The organism is Halorubrum wangae, assembly GCF_051194135.1.
GTDB lineage: Archaea > Halobacteriota > Halobacteria > Halobacteriales > Haloferacaceae > Halorubrum.
In genome coordinates this window covers 346,761-362,811 of the sequence record NZ_JBLZNH010000004.1, presented here as the reverse complement: position 1 = coordinate 362,811, position 16,051 = coordinate 346,761, and the positions used below count along the sequence as shown (strand labels likewise).

12 protein-coding genes are annotated in these 16,051 nt (G+C 62.4%); 7 read left to right on the top strand and 5 right to left on the bottom strand.

Annotation, left to right across the window (positions count from 1 at the left end):
• Position 1 precedes the first annotated feature (1 nt).
• Complete coding sequence (locus ACNS84_RS14265) at positions 2 to 1,204, bottom strand: MFS transporter (RefSeq protein ID WP_435075525.1); 1,203 nt, start codon at positions 1,202 to 1,204, stop codon at positions 2 to 4.
• Positions 1,205 to 1,334: 130 nt separating this feature from the next.
• On the opposite strand from ACNS84_RS14265, the gene ACNS84_RS14260 reads away from it, so the two are divergent.
• The 3 genes from ACNS84_RS14260 to ACNS84_RS14250 all read left to right on the top strand — a co-directional run bounded on the left by ACNS84_RS14260 (position 1,335) and on the right by ACNS84_RS14250 (position 5,354).
• Complete coding sequence (locus tag ACNS84_RS14260) at positions 1,335 to 2,582, top strand: 2-methylaconitate cis-trans isomerase PrpF family protein (protein ID WP_435075524.1); 1,248 nt, start codon at positions 1,335 to 1,337, stop codon at positions 2,580 to 2,582.
• A 57-nt stretch (positions 2,583 to 2,639) separates the two neighbouring features.
• Complete coding sequence (locus tag ACNS84_RS14255; RefSeq protein ID WP_435075523.1) at positions 2,640 to 3,431, top strand: SDR family oxidoreductase; 792 nt, start codon at positions 2,640 to 2,642, stop codon at positions 3,429 to 3,431.
• Positions 3,432 to 3,536: 105 nt separating this feature from the next.
• On the top strand, positions 3,537 to 5,354 hold the full coding sequence (locus tag ACNS84_RS14250; RefSeq protein ID WP_435075522.1) for a thiamine pyrophosphate-binding protein: 1,818 nt from the start codon (positions 3,537 to 3,539) through the stop codon (positions 5,352 to 5,354).
• On the opposite strand, the gene ACNS84_RS14245 is transcribed toward ACNS84_RS14250, so the two are convergent.
• Positions 5,355 to 6,848 (bottom strand): aldehyde dehydrogenase, encoded by a 1,494-nt coding sequence (locus ACNS84_RS14245; protein WP_435075521.1) that lies wholly within the window; start codon positions 6,846 to 6,848, stop codon positions 5,355 to 5,357.
• Positions 6,849 to 6,932: 84 nt separating this feature from the next.
• Between ACNS84_RS14245 and ACNS84_RS14240 the strand changes: the two genes are divergently transcribed.
• Positions 6,933 to 7,376 carry a universal stress protein gene (locus ACNS84_RS14240; RefSeq protein ID WP_435075520.1) on the top strand — a complete coding sequence of 148 codons (444 nt, stop codon included), beginning with the start codon at positions 6,933 to 6,935 and terminating at the stop codon, positions 7,374 to 7,376.
• Between the two features lie 131 nt (positions 7,377 to 7,507).
• Here ACNS84_RS14240 and ACNS84_RS14235 read toward each other — a convergent pair whose 3' ends face one another.
• Genes ACNS84_RS14235 through tcuA form a run of 3 tightly spaced genes read right to left on the bottom strand, consistent with a single transcriptional unit; the run spans position 7,508 to position 10,999 of the window.
• The gene (locus ACNS84_RS14235; protein ID WP_435075519.1) at positions 7,508 to 8,470 is read right to left on the bottom strand and encodes an NAD(P)-dependent oxidoreductase; all 963 of its coding nucleotides are present in this window, start codon (positions 8,468 to 8,470) and stop codon (positions 7,508 to 7,510) included.
• A gap of 48 nt (positions 8,471 to 8,518) precedes the next feature.
• Positions 8,519 to 9,496: an aminopeptidase gene (locus ACNS84_RS14230; RefSeq protein WP_435075518.1), complete on the bottom strand. Its 978-nt coding sequence runs from the start codon at positions 9,494 to 9,496 to the stop codon at positions 8,519 to 8,521.
• Positions 9,497 to 9,556: 60 nt separating this feature from the next.
• Positions 9,557 to 10,999 carry an FAD-dependent tricarballylate dehydrogenase TcuA gene (gene tcuA / locus ACNS84_RS14225; protein WP_435075517.1) on the bottom strand — a complete coding sequence of 481 codons (1,443 nt, stop codon included), beginning with the start codon at positions 10,997 to 10,999 and terminating at the stop codon, positions 9,557 to 9,559.
• Between the two features lie 312 nt (positions 11,000 to 11,311).
• Between tcuA and ACNS84_RS14220 the strand changes: the two genes are divergently transcribed.
• The 3 genes from ACNS84_RS14220 to ACNS84_RS14210 all read left to right on the top strand — a co-directional run bounded on the left by ACNS84_RS14220 (position 11,312) and on the right by ACNS84_RS14210 (position 15,984).
• Positions 11,312 to 12,433 carry a 2-methylaconitate cis-trans isomerase PrpF family protein gene (locus ACNS84_RS14220; RefSeq protein WP_435075516.1) on the top strand — a complete coding sequence of 374 codons (1,122 nt, stop codon included), beginning with the start codon at positions 11,312 to 11,314 and terminating at the stop codon, positions 12,431 to 12,433.
• 466 nt (positions 12,434 to 12,899) lie between these two features.
• On the top strand, positions 12,900 to 13,673 hold the full coding sequence (locus ACNS84_RS14215; protein ID WP_435075515.1) for an IclR family transcriptional regulator: 774 nt from the start codon (positions 12,900 to 12,902) through the stop codon (positions 13,671 to 13,673).
• Positions 13,674 to 14,061: 388 nt separating this feature from the next.
• A complete protein-coding gene (locus ACNS84_RS14210) occupies positions 14,062 to 15,984 on the top strand; it encodes an archaea-specific SMC-related protein (RefSeq protein WP_435075514.1) in 1,923 nt (640 codons plus the stop codon).
• The last annotated feature ends 67 nt before the right edge of the window (positions 15,985 to 16,051 follow it).

Sequence of the window (16,051 nt, the reverse complement as noted above, 5' to 3'; positions counted from 1 at the left end):
GCTACGATGTCTCTGCGGTCGTCGACAGGTGAATGAGCGCGAGGACGATACAGGCGACCGCGAGACAGCCAACGAAACCGGCGAAGGCGAGCCCGTAGCTCCACCGCGTGGCGATGAGACCGACGTACGTGGGCGCGAAGCTGCCGATCCCCGTCCAGATGGTTTTCATCGCTCCGAGGTCACCGCCCATACTATCGTTCGGAAACAGACCGATGAGGTACGCTTGCATGACCGGCGGGTACGCGCGGAGCCCGGTTGCGACCACGACGACACCGACGACGGCGACGGCCGCGCTTCCGGACGTGATCAAGACGATAAGGCCGACGATGGCGACGGCGGTTGCGACGACCCCGACGAACACCCGCGAGATGGCGTCTCCGAGCCGGCCGGCCAACGGTCCGACGATGATCGCGACGACGAAGACAGATGCGAAGGCCGCTCCCGCGAGCGCGGGACTGAACGACTTCTCGGCCCGGAGGAACGTCGGGAGGAAGCCGAGGAACCCCTGCCACGCGAAGGAGACGCAGATGTACGCGAGAAGCAGCGAGCGTGCGCGCGAGACGGCCAGCACCCGTCGACCCGTGCCGCCGAGGTCGAGTGAGACGCGGCCGATCGTCCACTCGCCATCGGCCCATCGTATCAGTGCGAACAGCACAACGATGAGAACGGCGATAACCGGGAGGAAGGAGAGCTGCCAGACGCCGATCGAAACGGCGACGAGCGTGACACCGGCGGCGGCACCCGCACCGATGGAACCGGACGCCGATTGTATCCCGAAGACGTGGCCGCGGCGCTCACCGAAGGTGTCCGCCAGCAGCGCCCGGGACGGAACGAAGTACAGTCCGGCACCGAGTCCCACGAGGACGAACCCGGCGAGGAGTCCGACGTACGTCGAGACCGCACTGAGCGCTATGAAGCCGACCACGAGGGTGGCGAGACTCCCCGTGAGCACCGTCTTTCGTGAGAGCGCGTCCGAGAGCCGACCACCGGGGTACTGACTGAGCGCGTAGATGAGCCACATCACGGTGAGGCCGAATCCCGCCGTCGAGGGTGATATCTGGAGGTCGTCGATAAGTGTCGGGATCAGCGGCGGGATGGCCTCTCGGCCGAGCCGTACCGCGAGCCATCCGACAGAGAGGGCGACGAGTACCCGCCCGTCGGCGCCTGCCCAGACGGAGCGGTCGTTCGTTGACACGTCGGCCACGAGGGGTCACCCACACTTGGTAGTAGAGATCCCGGCAATTGGGGCGAAACACCCTGCTCAGCGGGATATGTACGCAGTTACGACCTATCGGAGCGAAACCTATATTGGCCGCATCTGCCTCGTCGCGGGTATGTCGAACGCGTCGACGCCGACCGGCCAAGGCTCTGTACCCGGGGTATTGTTTCGCGGCGGCACCAGCAAGGGATTCTTCGTCAGAGACGGCGTCCTCCCCGAACCCGGGGCGCTACGTGACGAGCTCATCTTGGAGCTGTTCGGGTCCCCGGACCCGCTACAGGTCGACGGTATCGGCGGCTCGAAATCTCACACGAGCAAGCTGATGATCGTCGGGCCAGCGGACCGTGAGGACGTCGACGTGGCCTACACGTTCGGGCAGGTCGCCGTCGAGGACCCCGTCGTCGATTGGGGCGGCAACTGCGGGAACCTCACGGCCGCCGTCGGTGCGTTCGCCGTCCACCAAGGCATCGTCGATGCCGAGTCGCCCGCCGCCGATCTCACACTGATAAACACCAACACCGACACCGTGATCGACCAGACCGTCCCCGTGACGTCCCGCGGGTTCGACGTGTACGGCGACTACGCGATCGACGGAGTGCCCGGAACGGGCGCGCGGATTCCCTCCCGCTTCCGCGACCCGGCCGGCAGCGTCACCGGCGCTCTGTTTCCGACGGGAACGCCGACCGAACAGATCGCCCTCGAGGGGGGCGGTCGGAACGGTGGAGACCGCAGCATACCCTGCTCGGTCGCTGACGTTGGGAACCCTTGCGTCTTCTTGCGGGCGTCAGACCTGGAACTCGACGGAACCGAACTACCGGCGGAGTTGACGGAGACACCGGGACTGCTCGACGAACTCGAACGGATCCGCGGTGTCGTCTGCGAGCGAATCGGGCTGCTGGACGACGCGTCACGTTCGCGTAGCGAATCGCCCGCGGTTCCGCAGATCGCCGTCGTCTCCGAACCGCAGTCGTACGACACCTCCGTGGGGACGCACGTCTCGGCGGCTGAGATCGACATCACGGCCCGAATCGTCACCTCCGGGACCCCGCACCACGCCTACGCTGTGACCGGTGCACTGTGTCTCGCCGCAACCGCGTCGCTGCCGGGAACGGTCCCGAACGAGGTCGTCCGTCGGGGAACGGATGGATCGGTCACCATCGGCCATCCGAAGGGGACGATCGAGATTGGCGTCGAAGTCGGCGAAGAGGAGACGCGAGATACCCGCGACGGTGACGACGACGGACCGGATCCAACGATCGAGGCCGTTACGGTCGGGCGGACTGCTCGCCCGCTGTTTACCGGCGAGGCGCAGTACCGATACGTCGGCGAACTGTCACATCTCGATCCGGACTTAGCGGAATGATCTGACTGCCTCAGTGACGGGCGAGGTACTTATCTCGACATCGGTCGAGAGGGCGGTATGGACCTACATATTGCGGGCAACGCGGCGGTCGTGACGGCATCGAGCAGCGGTCTCGGAAAGGCGTCAGCACGAGCCCTCGCTGCGGAGGGGGTCGACGTCGTGGTCAACGGTCGGGACGAAGACCGGCTTGCCGAGGCAGTCGAGGACATTAGAGCAGACGCGACGGGGTCCGTGGTCGGTCAACAAGGCGACATCGCGGTTCGAGAGGATATCGAGTCCGTCGTCCAGCGATGTGTCGACGAGTTCGGTCGGTTGGATCACCTCGTTACCAGCGCAGGTGGCCCAGCGAGTAAATCGACCCTCGAGACCACCGACGAAGACTGGTACGACGCCTTCGACATGCTGGTGATGAGCGTCGTGCGCGCGGTTCGCGCCGGCGAGTCGCACCTGCGAGCAGACGGCGGTGGAAGCATCGTCAACATCACCTCCATGAGTGTCAAAGAGCCATCGAGCACGCTCGTGCTGTCCGCTTCGGTACGGATGGCGGTCGCCGGGCTGGAAAAGACGCTCTCGCGCGAACTCGCACCTGACGTCAGATCGAACATGGTGCTCCCGCGGAGCATCGAGACGGAGCGGATCCGCTCGCTCGGTGAGGCGGCTATCGAGCGCGGCGAGTACGAGAGCTACGACGAGGTGCTCGCCGAACGCGCCGGAGACAGTCCGCTGGGTCGGCTCGGACGCCCGGACGAACTCGGCGACCTCGTCGCGTTTCTCTGTTCTGACCGCGCAAGCTACCTCAACGGGACGGCGATCTCCGTCGACGGCGGGGTCAGCAAGTCGACATTGTAAGCATGGACGCCCGGTGAATCGCGGTCGGCGTCGTCACGACGTCCGTTTCCTTCTCATCGCCAATACGACTAAGTACAGCCTCGCCGTTGGCTGAGGCGAGTTTATATGAGCGACACTCCAGATCGCCCGCCGCTCCGCGAGCGGCGCGCGGTCGATACGAGCGATCAGCGGTACGGGTCCGACTACATCACCGACTTCCTGAAGGGGTACGGCTTCGAGTTCGTCTCGTTTAACCCCGGGTCGTCGTTTCGAGGGATCGAGGAGTCATTGGTCAACTACAACGACGAGGACCCGCCGATAATCGAGGTTCCTCACGAGGGGCTCTCGGTGGCCATCGCCCATGGACACGCCAAGGCCACCGGTGAGCCGGCGCTATGTATCCTCCACAACGTCGTCGGGACGCTCCACGGGACGATGGGGATATTCAACGCCTACTGCGACCGCGTCCCGGTCGTCGCGCTCGCGGGAACCGGTCCGGTCCAGAAGTCGAAACGGCGACCCTTCTTTGACTGGATCCACACCGCACAGATTCAGGGGAACCTCGTGCGTGGCTACACGAAGTGGGACGACCAGCCGGTCGCCGTCGACGGCGTCGCCGAGTCGCTGCTGAACGCGATCAACATCGCCGACTCGAAGACGAAGGGACCGACGTACGTGGCGTTAGACCATCAGATACAGGAGGAGGAGCTCGACGAGCCGATTCCGCTCCCCGACTTCGACAAGTTCGAGACGCCCACCCGAATCGCACCCGACCCCGATGCCGTCGAGCGGGCGGCGGACCGTCTCGTCAACGCCGACTTCCCCGTTATCCTCTCGGACGCCGTCGGGGACTCCCGTGAGGCGGTCGACGCACTCGTTGACCTGGCAGAGTCGCTCGCCGCCCCGGTGTTCCACTCTCACCGCGTCGGCACGCCGCATCGCTACAACTTCCCGAACACGCATCCGCTCGATCTGGCCGGTACGGAACGGTATCGCGACGCCGACGCCGTCCTCGCGCTCGACGTGTGGAGCCCGAACTACACGCTCACCGACACCGAGCCGGTCAGCCACGAGCGGACCGAATTAGTCGAAAACGACTTCGCGCTCATCGACGTCGGGACGCACAACACGCGTCCGTCGGGGCTGGTCTCTGACCAGTTCGCCCTTCGTGAGACGGACCTCTCGATAACCGCCGATACGGCACTCGCAGTGCCCCAGCTTCGCGACGCGGTACAGTCTCGACTCGATACCGACGCCGAGGCGCGCCAGCGGGTGCGCTCCCGCCGCGCGACGATCGAGGGCGTCCACGACGATCAGCGCGCGGCGTGGCGGGACGAGGCCGAAGCGGCGTGGGACGAGACGCCCATCTCGCTGCCCCGCGTGGCGGGAGAGATCTGGGACGTCATCGAGGATGAAGAGTGGGTGCTCACGAACGGGACCTTCCGCGGATGGGCCTACAAGCTGTGGGACATCGACGAGTACGACCAGTATATCGGCAGTTACTCCGGCGGCGGCGGCATCGGCCAGGGCATCGGCCAGGCGATCGGCGGCGCCTTGGCGTACCAAGAGACGGATCGGATTCCGATAAACCTCCAACCCGACGGTGACCTGATGTTCTACCCCGGCGGCCTCTGGACGATCGGCCACTACGGGCTCCCGATATTCACCGTCGTCCACAACAACGGCTCCCTGTACAACTCCACAGACCACCGCATGACGCTCGCGGAACACCGCGGACGGGACGCGAGCTTCGAGAGCGCACTCGTCGGAACCGGTCTCTACGACCCGACGCCTGACTACGCGTCGATGGCGGAATCGATGGGGGTGAAGGGATTCGGCCCAGTCGAGGACCCGGACGAACTCGGACCGGTCCTGCGCGAAGCGTGGGACGTCGTCAAGGGTGGCGACCCGGTTCTCGTCGACGTGGTCTGTCAGCCGCGCTGATCAGACGAGTCGGAACGGGTCCGAGACCTCGTCTTTCGTCTCGACCCAGACGCTTTTCGTCTGCACGTACTCTTCGATGGCCTCGATCCCTTTTTCGACCCCGATCCCGCTCTGTTTGAATCCGCCGAACGGCATCGTAAAGGACGACTTCCGGTAGGTGTTGAGCCACACCACGCCCGCCTCCAGCGCGTCGGCCATCCGGTGCCCGCGCTGGATGTCCTTCGTCCACACGCCAGAGGCGAGCCCGAACTCGGAGTCGTTCGCTTTCTCGACGACCTCGTCTTCGGTTTCGAACGTGAGGACCGCCAACACCGGACCGAACACTTCCTCGCGGGCGATCGCCATGTCGTTCGTCACGTCGGTCAGGATCGTCGGCGGATAGAACGGTCCGTCGGGGACGTCTCGCTCCGGTCCGCCGGTCAAAAGCGTCGCTCCCTCATCGATGGCGCCGTCGACGTGGTCTCGCACCCCGTCCAGTTGCGCCTCTGAGACGATGGGGCCCATCTCCGTCTCCTCGTCGAGCGGGTCGCCGAGGTCGATCTGTTCGGTGCGTTCGACCAACCGGTTCAAGAACGTCTCGGCGATATCCTCGTGGAGGAACAACCGCGACCCGGCGATACAGGTCTGCCCGCTGGCAGCGAATATGCCCTTGATCGCGCCCGTGACCGCGTTCTCCAAGTTGGCATCCGGGAACACGATGTTCGGGCTCTTCCCGCCGAGTTCCAGCGTGCTGGGGACGATGTTGTCGGCCGCGGCGGTTGCGACCGCGCGTCCAGCCTCGGGGCCGCCGGTCAACGCCACTCGGTCGATGTCGTTGTGGCCGGCGAGCGCCGCCCCGACATCTGCGAAGCCCGTTACCACGTTGAGCGCGCCCGAGGGGAATCCCGCCTCGTCGGCCAACTCCGCGAGCCTGAGCGCCGAGACCGGCGCCAATTCGGACGGCTTCAACACCACCGTGTTTCCGGCGGCGATGGCCGGTGCGATCTTGTAGGTCGCCAGCGACAGCGGCGAGTTCCACGTCGTGATCGCGCCGACGACGCCGTACGGCTCCGGTACCGTGTACCCGAAGAAGCCGTCCTGTTCGATCGGCATCGTGTCGCCTTGCACCTTGTCCGCGAGCCCGCCATAATACCGGTACCAGTCCGGAAGGCTCTCGACTTGGCCTCGCATCTCACGGATCAGTTTTCCGTTCGACAGCGTCTCCAGCGCGGCGAGCTCCTCGGTGTGTGCCTCAATCTCGTCGGCGAGCGCGAACAGCAACTTCCCGCGTTCCGTTGCCGAGCGAGCCTGCCAGGAATCGCTCTCGTACCGCTGCCGAGCGGCCGCCACGGCGGTGTCGACGTCTGTCGCCGCCGCCTCGGGAACCGACGCCCACGCGGTCTCCTGGTACGGATAGGAGATGTCGAACCGCTCGCCGCTGGCCGCTTCTGTCGGTTTCCCGTCGATGAACATCTGATACTCCCGTTGCTGTGATAGCAGATCGCTTGCGTCCATACGACCTCATCTGACCCGGAAGTCATAACAGTTGAGGTCGAGGGGGTCGGTAAGTATTATACCTCAGAGTAGTCATGAGAGTGTATGACCGTCCTGGTTGCAGTCAAGAAATCGAACGGATCGCGTCAGCTACTTGAAGAAGCGGAGACGCTCGCTCGCAAGTTCGACGACGAGTTGGAGGTCCTCCACGTGCTGAGTCGAGACGACTTTGTCGACCTCGAACGGACAAGCGTGTCGGAGACCGCAGACGCGGTCGATCCCAGCGAAGTCCGAGAGTTCGCCGCCTCGATCGCGGAGGAGATCGCAGAGGAGGTTGTCGAGGAGTTCGTGGCGACCGGTGCGGTGGGCGACGCTGCTGGCGAGATCGTTTCGTTCGCCAAACGTCGCGACGCGCGCTACGTCGTGATCGGCGTTCGGAAGCGCTCCGCCGTCGGGAAGGCAGTCTTCGGAAGCACTGCACAGAAAGTTCTCATGAGCGTTGATAGACCGACTCTCGCTGTGCCCCGGACGGACGACGACGCCGAGTGAGTCGGCACGTCAGCGGGGAGTATCCGCATCTGCGCGGGGATGTTCGCTACTCGGACACCTCCGGACCAATACTCTAACTCGGAATCGGCCCATCTGAAATGAGACCCTCGGACGTCGAGGTACGCTCGAGGTTACGAATCGTACTCGACGGCGGTGTATCGCTCCGGTGCGCCGTCCCCGTCGAGCATCCCGAAGACGCTGTCGACGAGCGCGTCAATGCTGTGTGTTCGGCTTTCCGTCGTCGTCGCGGCGACGTGCGGAGTGGCGATCACGTTGTCGAAGTCGTGAAACGGAGCGTCTCGCGGGAGAGGCTCGGTCTCGAACACGTCGAGACCGGCACCGGCGATGTCGCCGGTCTCAAGCGCGTCTATCAGCGCGGACTCGGACACGACCGGTCCCCGTGCGGTGTTCACCAATATCGCCGACTCCTGCATCCGATCCAGTTCGGATGCGCCGATCAGGGCCTCCGTTTCGGCCGTCAACTCGGCGTTGACGGTGACGATGTCACTGCGCTCGAGAAGGTCGTTTAAATCAGTTAGCTCCGCCCCGGTGATGTCGGTGTCCTCATCGAAGACGTACGGATCGTACGTGAGGATGTCCGTCGTGAGTCCCGAAAAGAAGGCAGCGACGCGGCTGCCGATGTCGCCGAAGCCGACCACGCCAACGGTCTTCCCGTGAACCGAGGTGCTCAGATCGGTCTCGTTTCGCCACCCGCCGGCCTCCAGCAGCTGGTCGTTCTGGAGGATGCTACGCGACACCGCAAGCGTGAGTGCCACGGTGTACTCGGCGACCGCGGCCGCGTTCAGTCCGGGCGTGTACGTCACGCCGATCCCCAACTCCGACGCGGCGTCGAGGTCGACGTTGTCGAGGCCGGTTCCGATCTTTCCGATGACCTCGAGCTCGTCTGCCGCCTCCAGGACGCGCTCAGAGATCGGAAGCCGTGACGTCGTGAACAGCACGGATGCGCCGTCGAGCGCCTCGATCACTGCCTCTTCGGTGGCCTCCACGCCGATGTCGAGTTCGAGTCGACCACCGACCCGCTTTCTCAGTTCCTCATCGGGCTGTAGGTCCTGATCGACGAGTGCCCGTCTCATCTCTCCCCCGCCGTCGAATTCGATCCGTGAGTCCACGTCATCTCTCAGTTAGAAAAACGTGAACTCGCCGTCTTCGAGAACGACTTCGCCGTCAAGTTCGAGCGTCGGCTCGGCCATCATCGCGTCGAAGTGGACGGGTGCGCGAGTCGTCCCGCCGAGATTGCTGCTCGTGCCGATACCGAAGTGGACGTTACCGTAGCGACCGTGATCGTTGGAGAACCAGCCGTTAAACTCGGGACACTCGGGATTCATACCGACGGCCAACTGGGCGATGTTGTACACTGCCGGGTCGTCGTGGTCCGCCCAGACCGATGCAATGCGTTTCGCCTCTTTGCCGCCGTCGACGGAGGTGACTGCGCCGTCTTCGATCTCCATCGTGACGGGAGACTCCAGGACGCCGATATCCAGATTGGGGATGGCGCCATCGAAGACGACCGTCCCGTTCGTGGTTCCCTCTACGGGGGAGATATTGGCCTCGATGTGGACGAGCGCCGTGAACTCCCCGGGCTCGTGGGCGATCCCCGGATGGGCGTTACCGTCACGTCCGTCGAGACCGACCGTCACATCGGTCCCCTGCGGGGACGTGATCCGTGCCTCGCTGGCTTCGCTAAACTTGTTCGCCATCTCTTCACAGTGAGGCCGCATTCCCTCGTAGTCGGCGTAGAGTCCGCCGTGGACCAGCTGTTCGTCGGTGAACTTCACCATGCTGATCACCCGTGCACCGGCGTTTTTGGCCTCGGCCGTCGCGCTCGAGTGCGTGATAGAGCGGTGGACGGGCGTGATGATCACGTCCGCTTCGAGCATGGCCGCCGCGACCGACGGCTCCGGCTCGTTGCCGTCGTACTCGCGGGGGTCCATCATCGTCATTGTGACGTTCGCATCGCGCTCGTTCGCGGCGGCGGCGACGCGTTCGGCGACGTCTGCGACCTCCCAATCCGAGACGACCAGGACGTCCTCGCCCGGGCGAATCCCCGCGCAGGTGTCGACAACGATGCTCGCGCCTTTCATTTCTTGGACTGAGTCCATACATCGACCAGTCCGCAAGTGGTTATAAAACTGTGTCTCGGCGAAACCGCAGCGACGCGATCAGTCGTCGGCTTCCGCTCCAGCGCTTTGGTGCTTCAGTTCGTCGGCCGCCGACTCGGCTGCGATTCTCCCGTAGACCGCGGCGTTGGTGAGGCCCGTTCCGCCGGGGTAATTGTCGTAGAACAGTCCGCCGACGCTGTTCCCCGCGGCGTACAATCCGGGAACGACCTCTTCGCGCGTGTCGAGTACTTTCGCGTCTGTCGTCGTGGCGACGCCGCCGAACGCGAAGGTGATCCCGCCGGTGAGCGGGTAGCCGACGTACGGCGGGTTTTCGAGCGGGACGGCCCAGTTGGATTTTGGCGGTTCGATCCCCGTGGCGTGGTTTCCATCGAGCGTCTCGGGGTCGAAGTCGGGGTCGTCCGGACAGGCATCGTTGTAGGCTTCGATGGTCTCCTGTCCGCTCTCGGGATTTTTGCAGCCGAGTTCCTCGAGTACCTCGGCGACCGTGTCGGCGTACACCGGCTCGGACGGTCCCTGCGGCCAGAGGTACTCCTCCATCTCGCTGTCGGCGATCAGGAACACCTCGTGGTCCTCCTCTTCGAAGAACAGACGGCCGAACTTCGCATATGTGTGTGCACGGGCGTCCTGGCCCTCGTCGACGAACCGCTCTCCGTCGTGGTTTAGGACGACGCAGTACTGGTAGCCGTCTATCCGGTTCGCACCGCCCCGGGCGGGCGGCGAGTTGCCGTCGATGAGGCTCATGTGAGCGCCACTCCACTGGCCGGTCGCCTTCGCTCCGATATCGAGCGCCATGTCGATGGGGCCGCCCGTGTTGTACGGGCTTCCACGGACGGTCATCTCGTCGTAGCCGTCGCCGTAGTACACCGTCCGCTTCCGTTCGTCGGACTCGTACCCCCCGCTGGCGATCACCACGGCGTCCGCCTCGTAGGTGACCCGCTCGCCATCGACGAGCGCCTCGACGCCTGTCACCCGTCGTTCGCTCCCGTCGCTCTCCGTGAGTTCGCGCGCTTCTGCGTCGTAGACGACTGTTCCACCTAACTCCTCAATACGATCGACGAGCGTTGACACCAAATCCTCGCCGTCGATGAACGTCCGCGCGACCGTGTAGCCGACGTGTGGCGGTTCCATGTCCCAGTCGACTCCGTGGTCCGTCAGCCACTCCGCAGTGGGGGAGGCTCTATCGACGAGCGTCCGGGCGATGTCCGGATCGGCCTTGCCGCTGGTCTGGTGCATGATGTCGTCGTAGTAGTCGTCCGCGCTGTAGTCCGGAATGTCGAACTCGTAGCCGCGTTCCGGAAGTCCCGACCCGGCGGACGGAATGCGAAACGACTGGACGTACCGTGTCTGCCCACCGCGCTCCTCGCGAGGCGACTTCTCGAGTAACACCGGATTTAAATCGAGTTCCGCGGCCCGGAGCCCAGTGGCGAGGCCGGCCATACCACACCCCACCACGACGATGTCGTGATCATCGATAACGTGCATCTCGCCTCTCGGTATGTGAGGTGTTTATTAAACCCTTTTGTTCGGTCAACATCTGGCGGCCGAGCCGGACGGAATCGACGCACCCCGCGCTGTCAACTCGTCCGAGTCCGACAACTCCCTATTCTGGGTTATTCGGGAGTAAAATAGATAAGCCCGCACGGGAGAGGTCGAAATGTCTATGACAAACCCAGTCCGTCCCGATATCACCGTTGCCGTCCACAGGGTCACCCGCTCATCGGGGACCGATCGGCCCGTCGGACCAAATCCGTCGACCCCTCTCGGAGAGGGCGTTCACACGGAGGTCGAGACGCCATGAGCGACCAGCGCTCGCTCGATTGTGCCATCGTTCGAGGCGGGACGAGCAAAGGTGTCTTTCTTCGCCGGACGGAGCTCCCCGAGACGGACCGCGACGAGGCCATCCTTTCGCTGTTCGGGAGCCCCGACCCGAGACAAATCGACGGGCTGGGTGGTGCGACCTCGACGACGTCGAAGCTCATGGTCGTCGGCGATGCCGAGGTTCCGGACGCCGACGTCTCCTACACCTTCGGCCAGGTGGCGGTAGACGATCCGGTTATCGACTGGAGCGGCAACTGCGGGAACCTCACCTGTGCGATCGGCGCCTTCGCAGTCGACGAGGGATTAGTCGAGGTCGCGCCCGATGCCGAGGTGGCCGACCTGCAGTTACACAACACGAACACCGATGCCCGAATCGAACAGCAGGTCCCACTCGCGGACGGGAGCGCTGCGACGAGCGGTGACTTCTCGATACACGGGGTTCCGGGAACTGGCGCACGTATCGACACGACGTTCCTCGATCCGGCCGGGTCGCTGACTGACGGACTGTACCCTCTCGGTGGGCCCACCATCGAACGAACGATCGACGGCCGAACACTCGAACTGTCGGTCGTTGACGTCACGACACCGATCGCGTTCGTTAGGTCCGAAGACATCGGACTGACAGCCACGGAGACGCCTGAAGAGATCGACAACGATCCGGAGCTTCTCGCGGATTTGGAACGCATTCGAGCCTCGATATGCGCGGAACTCGGATTTGTCGACGACCCTGAAGACGCGTCGAGAGAGTCGCCTGGCTATCCGAAGCTCGTGTTCGTGTCGCCGCCGTCCGATTACGAGACGTCCGACGGGAATCTGATGTCCGGCGACGAGGTGGACCTCCTTGCTCGGTATATGTCAATGGGAAAACTCCATCCGGTGTATGCCGTCACCGGTGTCGCCTGCACTGCCGCTGCGGCACGGCTCCCAGGCACCGTCGTCGAAGCGGTTACGGGAAGCGTCGGGGAGACCGTCACAGTGGGCCATCCCCGAGGAGCCATGTCGGCGACCGCATCGGTGGAAACCGATCCGCACAGGGTCAACAGCGTCACCGTCTATCGGACACAGAGACGACTCATGGACGGGACGGGCTACTACTGACAATCGTTCGACGGCCATGACGCGGGGAACTGCCTCGCACTGAATCGTCCATCTCCATTCGAGCGACTGTGTGATTCCGCCTTCGGCGATCTACCGGGTAGTTCCATCTCTGCCGCTCAAACGTTGTGTCTCAACGCGAAACTCGCGTCAGTTCGACCCGTGTTGCCCGACTGTTTTCCCGCGATATGAAAATATCACAGTTCCACATGTTCGTGTGTTACTACATACCTAACAATTCGAAATCACGGGTGTATCTGAAAATACTTTATTATGAAACGGAGTTATCTCCAACATATTTCATCTCGACGCTCGCAGCCGGATCGATGAATTTCGGCCTTCAAAGGCCGTCAGTCGGCTCCTTTTGCCCGTCTCCTGACGGTCAACTACCGCTCTCGGGGGGATGTACCTCTCCGAGCAATTTCCCGCTATCCGGGAAATTAAATAGTATACCATCCATCGTTGAGACATGACTGACATCAACGAAAATGACACCGTCTCCACGCTCGATACGGCGCTCTCGATCGTCCACGTCATCGAGTCCAACGGCGCACTCACGCTGTCGGAAATAGCGACGGAACTGGAGATTTCCACGAGTACGGTGCATCGGCATCTCAACACCCTCCGGTCGCACGGCTACCTCGTGCGCGAAGGAACAGAGTACAGGCTTGGAATGCCGTTTCTGACCCTCGGTGGACGCGTTCAGACGAACAAACAAGTGTTCGACCTCGCGAAACAGAAAGTGGACCAACTCGCAGCGGAGACGGGCGAACGAGTTCAGTTCGTCGTCGAAGAGAACGGGCTCAGATACTACCTTTACACGCAGTCCGGGGAGAACGCGGTACAGACGGACGCGAGTATCGGGAAGAGCGGTCCCCTTCACGTGAGTGCGTCAAGTAAGGCCATCCTCGCGGAACTTCCCGAGGCGCGGGTCGATGAAATCATCGAGGAGCACGGGCTCTCGGCATCGACGGAGCAGACCATTACCGACCGCGAGGAGCTGTTTGAGGAACTCGATACGATTCGCGAGTCGGGCGTCGCGTACAACAACGAGGAAGCGACGCCCGGACTGCGTGCGGTCGGTGCGGCCGTCTGCGACCCGGACGGCTTCCCGGTCGGTGGCTTAAGCATCTCCGGACCGGCGAACCGATTCAAAGACGACCTCTATCGCGAGAAGCTCCCGAATCTGGTCTTGGCCGCGGTAAATGAGCTGGAACTGAAGCTGGCCTACGAGGTCAATTAACTGAGCGATTTATAACCGAACGTGCGTTCGCCGTTGACGGCGGTATCGAATGATTTCCCATAATACGGGAAGAAGTTCGATAACCTCACGGCTTCCGCTCCGACGAACGGTGTGTACCGCGTCACGGCAGATATCAAAAAACCCGCTCAAGGAACCAGCGTTACCTACGATACATTACAACCGTACAGGCGTAATGGGCTCCAAACTCGATGCGATCTGTACTGATACCACAAGCACAGTCGGGAAGCCAGATACGAGACTACCTCACGTTGCTAATTTCAGATATTCTACTTTCAGCACACACGAACGGATAGTTTTCACGAACCTGTACATATTATCGAAATGTGATAAAGATAGGTTTAACACACAAGTCATGTCATAAGTGAACATGGCTATCGAACAACTTTCTCCACCAACACACGTTGAGGTCCGCAATATCGGTGGTATCGACGAAGCGTCCGTTACTATTCCTCCCGGTGTTTCAATTCTTTCCGGCCGAAATGCGACTAATCGGACCTCGTTTTTACAGGCTCTCATGGCCGGGTTGGGGAGCGAACAGAGTTCGCTGAAAGGTGACGCCGATGAGGGTTCGGTAACGCTCGAATTCGGCGATAATACGTATACTCGCACGCTGACTCGGCAGAACGGTTCTGTCGTGTTCGGCGGCGATCCGTACCTCGACGATCCCGCTCTCGCGGATCTGTTTGCCTTTCTGCTCGAAAGTAACGAGGCTCGGCGTACTGTCGCCCGTGGTGACGACCTTCGCGAGGTCATCATGCGACCGATCGATACCGACCGAATCGAGACCGAACTCGAATCGGTTAAGCGAGAGCGCGCCGACCTTCGAGACCGTATCGAGGCGCTCGACGCACTTGAACAAGAGATACGCGAGTTCGAGGCCCAACGTCGGGAGAAACGTGAGGAATTAGAGAGCGCACAGACTGATCTGAAGGCGGCCCAGGCTGAACTCGATCGACTGGACATCGGCGTCGCCGAGAGCCGGTCGAAAAAACAGGATCTCGAGAATGCCTTCGACCGTGTTCGGGAGGCGCGCTCCACGCTCGACGACGTTGAGTTCGAACTCGAGACCGAGCGGACCACTCGCTCGGAGCTACGGTCGGAACGTGAGGAATTAGAGACCGCCCTGGAAGATATCGAATCGGTCGATCAGAATCCAGATCGGTTGGCCGGTCGCATCGACGAGCTCCGAGGTCGCAAACGGGCGCTCGACGACACGATCAGCGAACTCGGTAGCGTGGTCAACTTTAACGAAGAGATGGTAACTGGAGAGGGACTCGGACTCGAGGACTCCTCTGACCCCACCGATGCACTCACCGCATCGGACCGGGCTGTTTGCTGGACGTGCGGGTCTGAAGTCGAGCTGACAACAATCGAGGATACGTTGGCGAAAATTCGAGAGTTACGCTCCTCAAAATTGGACGAGCGGAACGATATCCAAGCCCGAATCTCGGAGGTGAGCGACGAGCGATCCGCACTGAAACAGCGGAAGGAGCGGCGACAGCACACCGAACAGCGGCTCGAGGAGATAGCCTCGGAAATCGAAACGACATCGGATCGGATCGACGAATTGGAAGCTCGCATCGAAGACCAAGAGGAGACGGTCGCGGAGCTGGAGGCGGAAACGGAGGATATCGATATCGAAGGCCACGACGAGGCGCTCGAACTTCATCGAGAGGTCAACGGGATCGAACTGCGCATCGAGCGCTTGGAATCCGATATCGATGACATCGACGTGAAAATCGCAGAACGTGAAGCGTCAGTCGACGAGCGAGACGCACTGCGGAAAGAGCGTGAGGCACTCACAGAGCAGCTCACGGAGCTCCGTACGAAGGTCGATCGGATCGAGGAAGAAGCGGTCGACGCGTTCAACGAGCATATGGACACGGTCCTGAACATCCTCGAGTACGATAACCTCGATCGTATCTGGATCGAGCGACGCGACGTCGAGGTTCGCGAGGGGCGCCGCAACGTGAACCGAACCCGATTCACCCTTCATATCGTTCGATCGACCGCCGATGGACGCGCCTACGAGGATACCGTCGACCACCTCTCGGAGAGTGAGCGTGAAGTCACCGGGCTGGTCTTTGCCCTCGCAGGGTACCTCGTTCACGACGTCGCGGAGACCGTTCCGTTCATCGTGCTCGACTCGTTGGAGGCGATCGATTCCGACCGGATCGCCCGCCTCGTCGATTACTTCGAGGGGCACTCGAATCACTTGGTCGTCGCTCTGCTGCCCGAGGATGCCGCTGCACTCAGTGAGGAATACACGTACGTGGAGAACCTCGACTAAGTCGACGGTACTCGTCGAGCGGAAGTGATCGAATCTCTCTCGTTGGCATTACACCGGTACTTTTGTA

Bases quoted from the DNA above. Each gene is read 5' to 3' on its own strand.
- ACNS84_RS14260 (WP_435075524.1), top strand. From the start codon at position 1,335: ATGTCGAACGCGTCGACGCCGACCGGCCAAGGCTCTGTACCCGGGGTA.
- ACNS84_RS14255 (WP_435075523.1), top strand. From the start codon at position 2,640: ATGGACCTACATATTGCGGGCAACGCGGCGGTCGTGACGGCATCGAGC.
- ACNS84_RS14250 (WP_435075522.1), top strand. From the start codon at position 3,537: ATGAGCGACACTCCAGATCGCCCGCCGCTCCGCGAGCGGCGCGCGGTC.
- ACNS84_RS14245 (WP_435075521.1), bottom strand. From the start codon at position 6,848: ATGGACGCAAGCGATCTGCTATCACAGCAACGGGAGTATCAGATGTTC.
- ACNS84_RS14240 (WP_435075520.1), top strand. From the start codon at position 6,933: ATGACCGTCCTGGTTGCAGTCAAGAAATCGAACGGATCGCGTCAGCTA.
- ACNS84_RS14235 (WP_435075519.1), bottom strand. From the start codon at position 8,470: ATGAGACGGGCACTCGTCGATCAGGACCTACAGCCCGATGAGGAACTG.
- ACNS84_RS14230 (WP_435075518.1), bottom strand. From the start codon at position 9,496: ATGGACTCAGTCCAAGAAATGAAAGGCGCGAGCATCGTTGTCGACACC.
- tcuA (WP_435075517.1), bottom strand. From the start codon at position 10,999: ATGCACGTTATCGATGATCACGACATCGTCGTGGTGGGGTGTGGTATG.
- ACNS84_RS14220 (WP_435075516.1), top strand. From the start codon at position 11,312: ATGAGCGACCAGCGCTCGCTCGATTGTGCCATCGTTCGAGGCGGGACG.
- ACNS84_RS14215 (WP_435075515.1), top strand. From the start codon at position 12,900: ATGACTGACATCAACGAAAATGACACCGTCTCCACGCTCGATACGGCG.
- ACNS84_RS14210 (WP_435075514.1), top strand. From the start codon at position 14,062: ATGGCTATCGAACAACTTTCTCCACCAACACACGTTGAGGTCCGCAAT.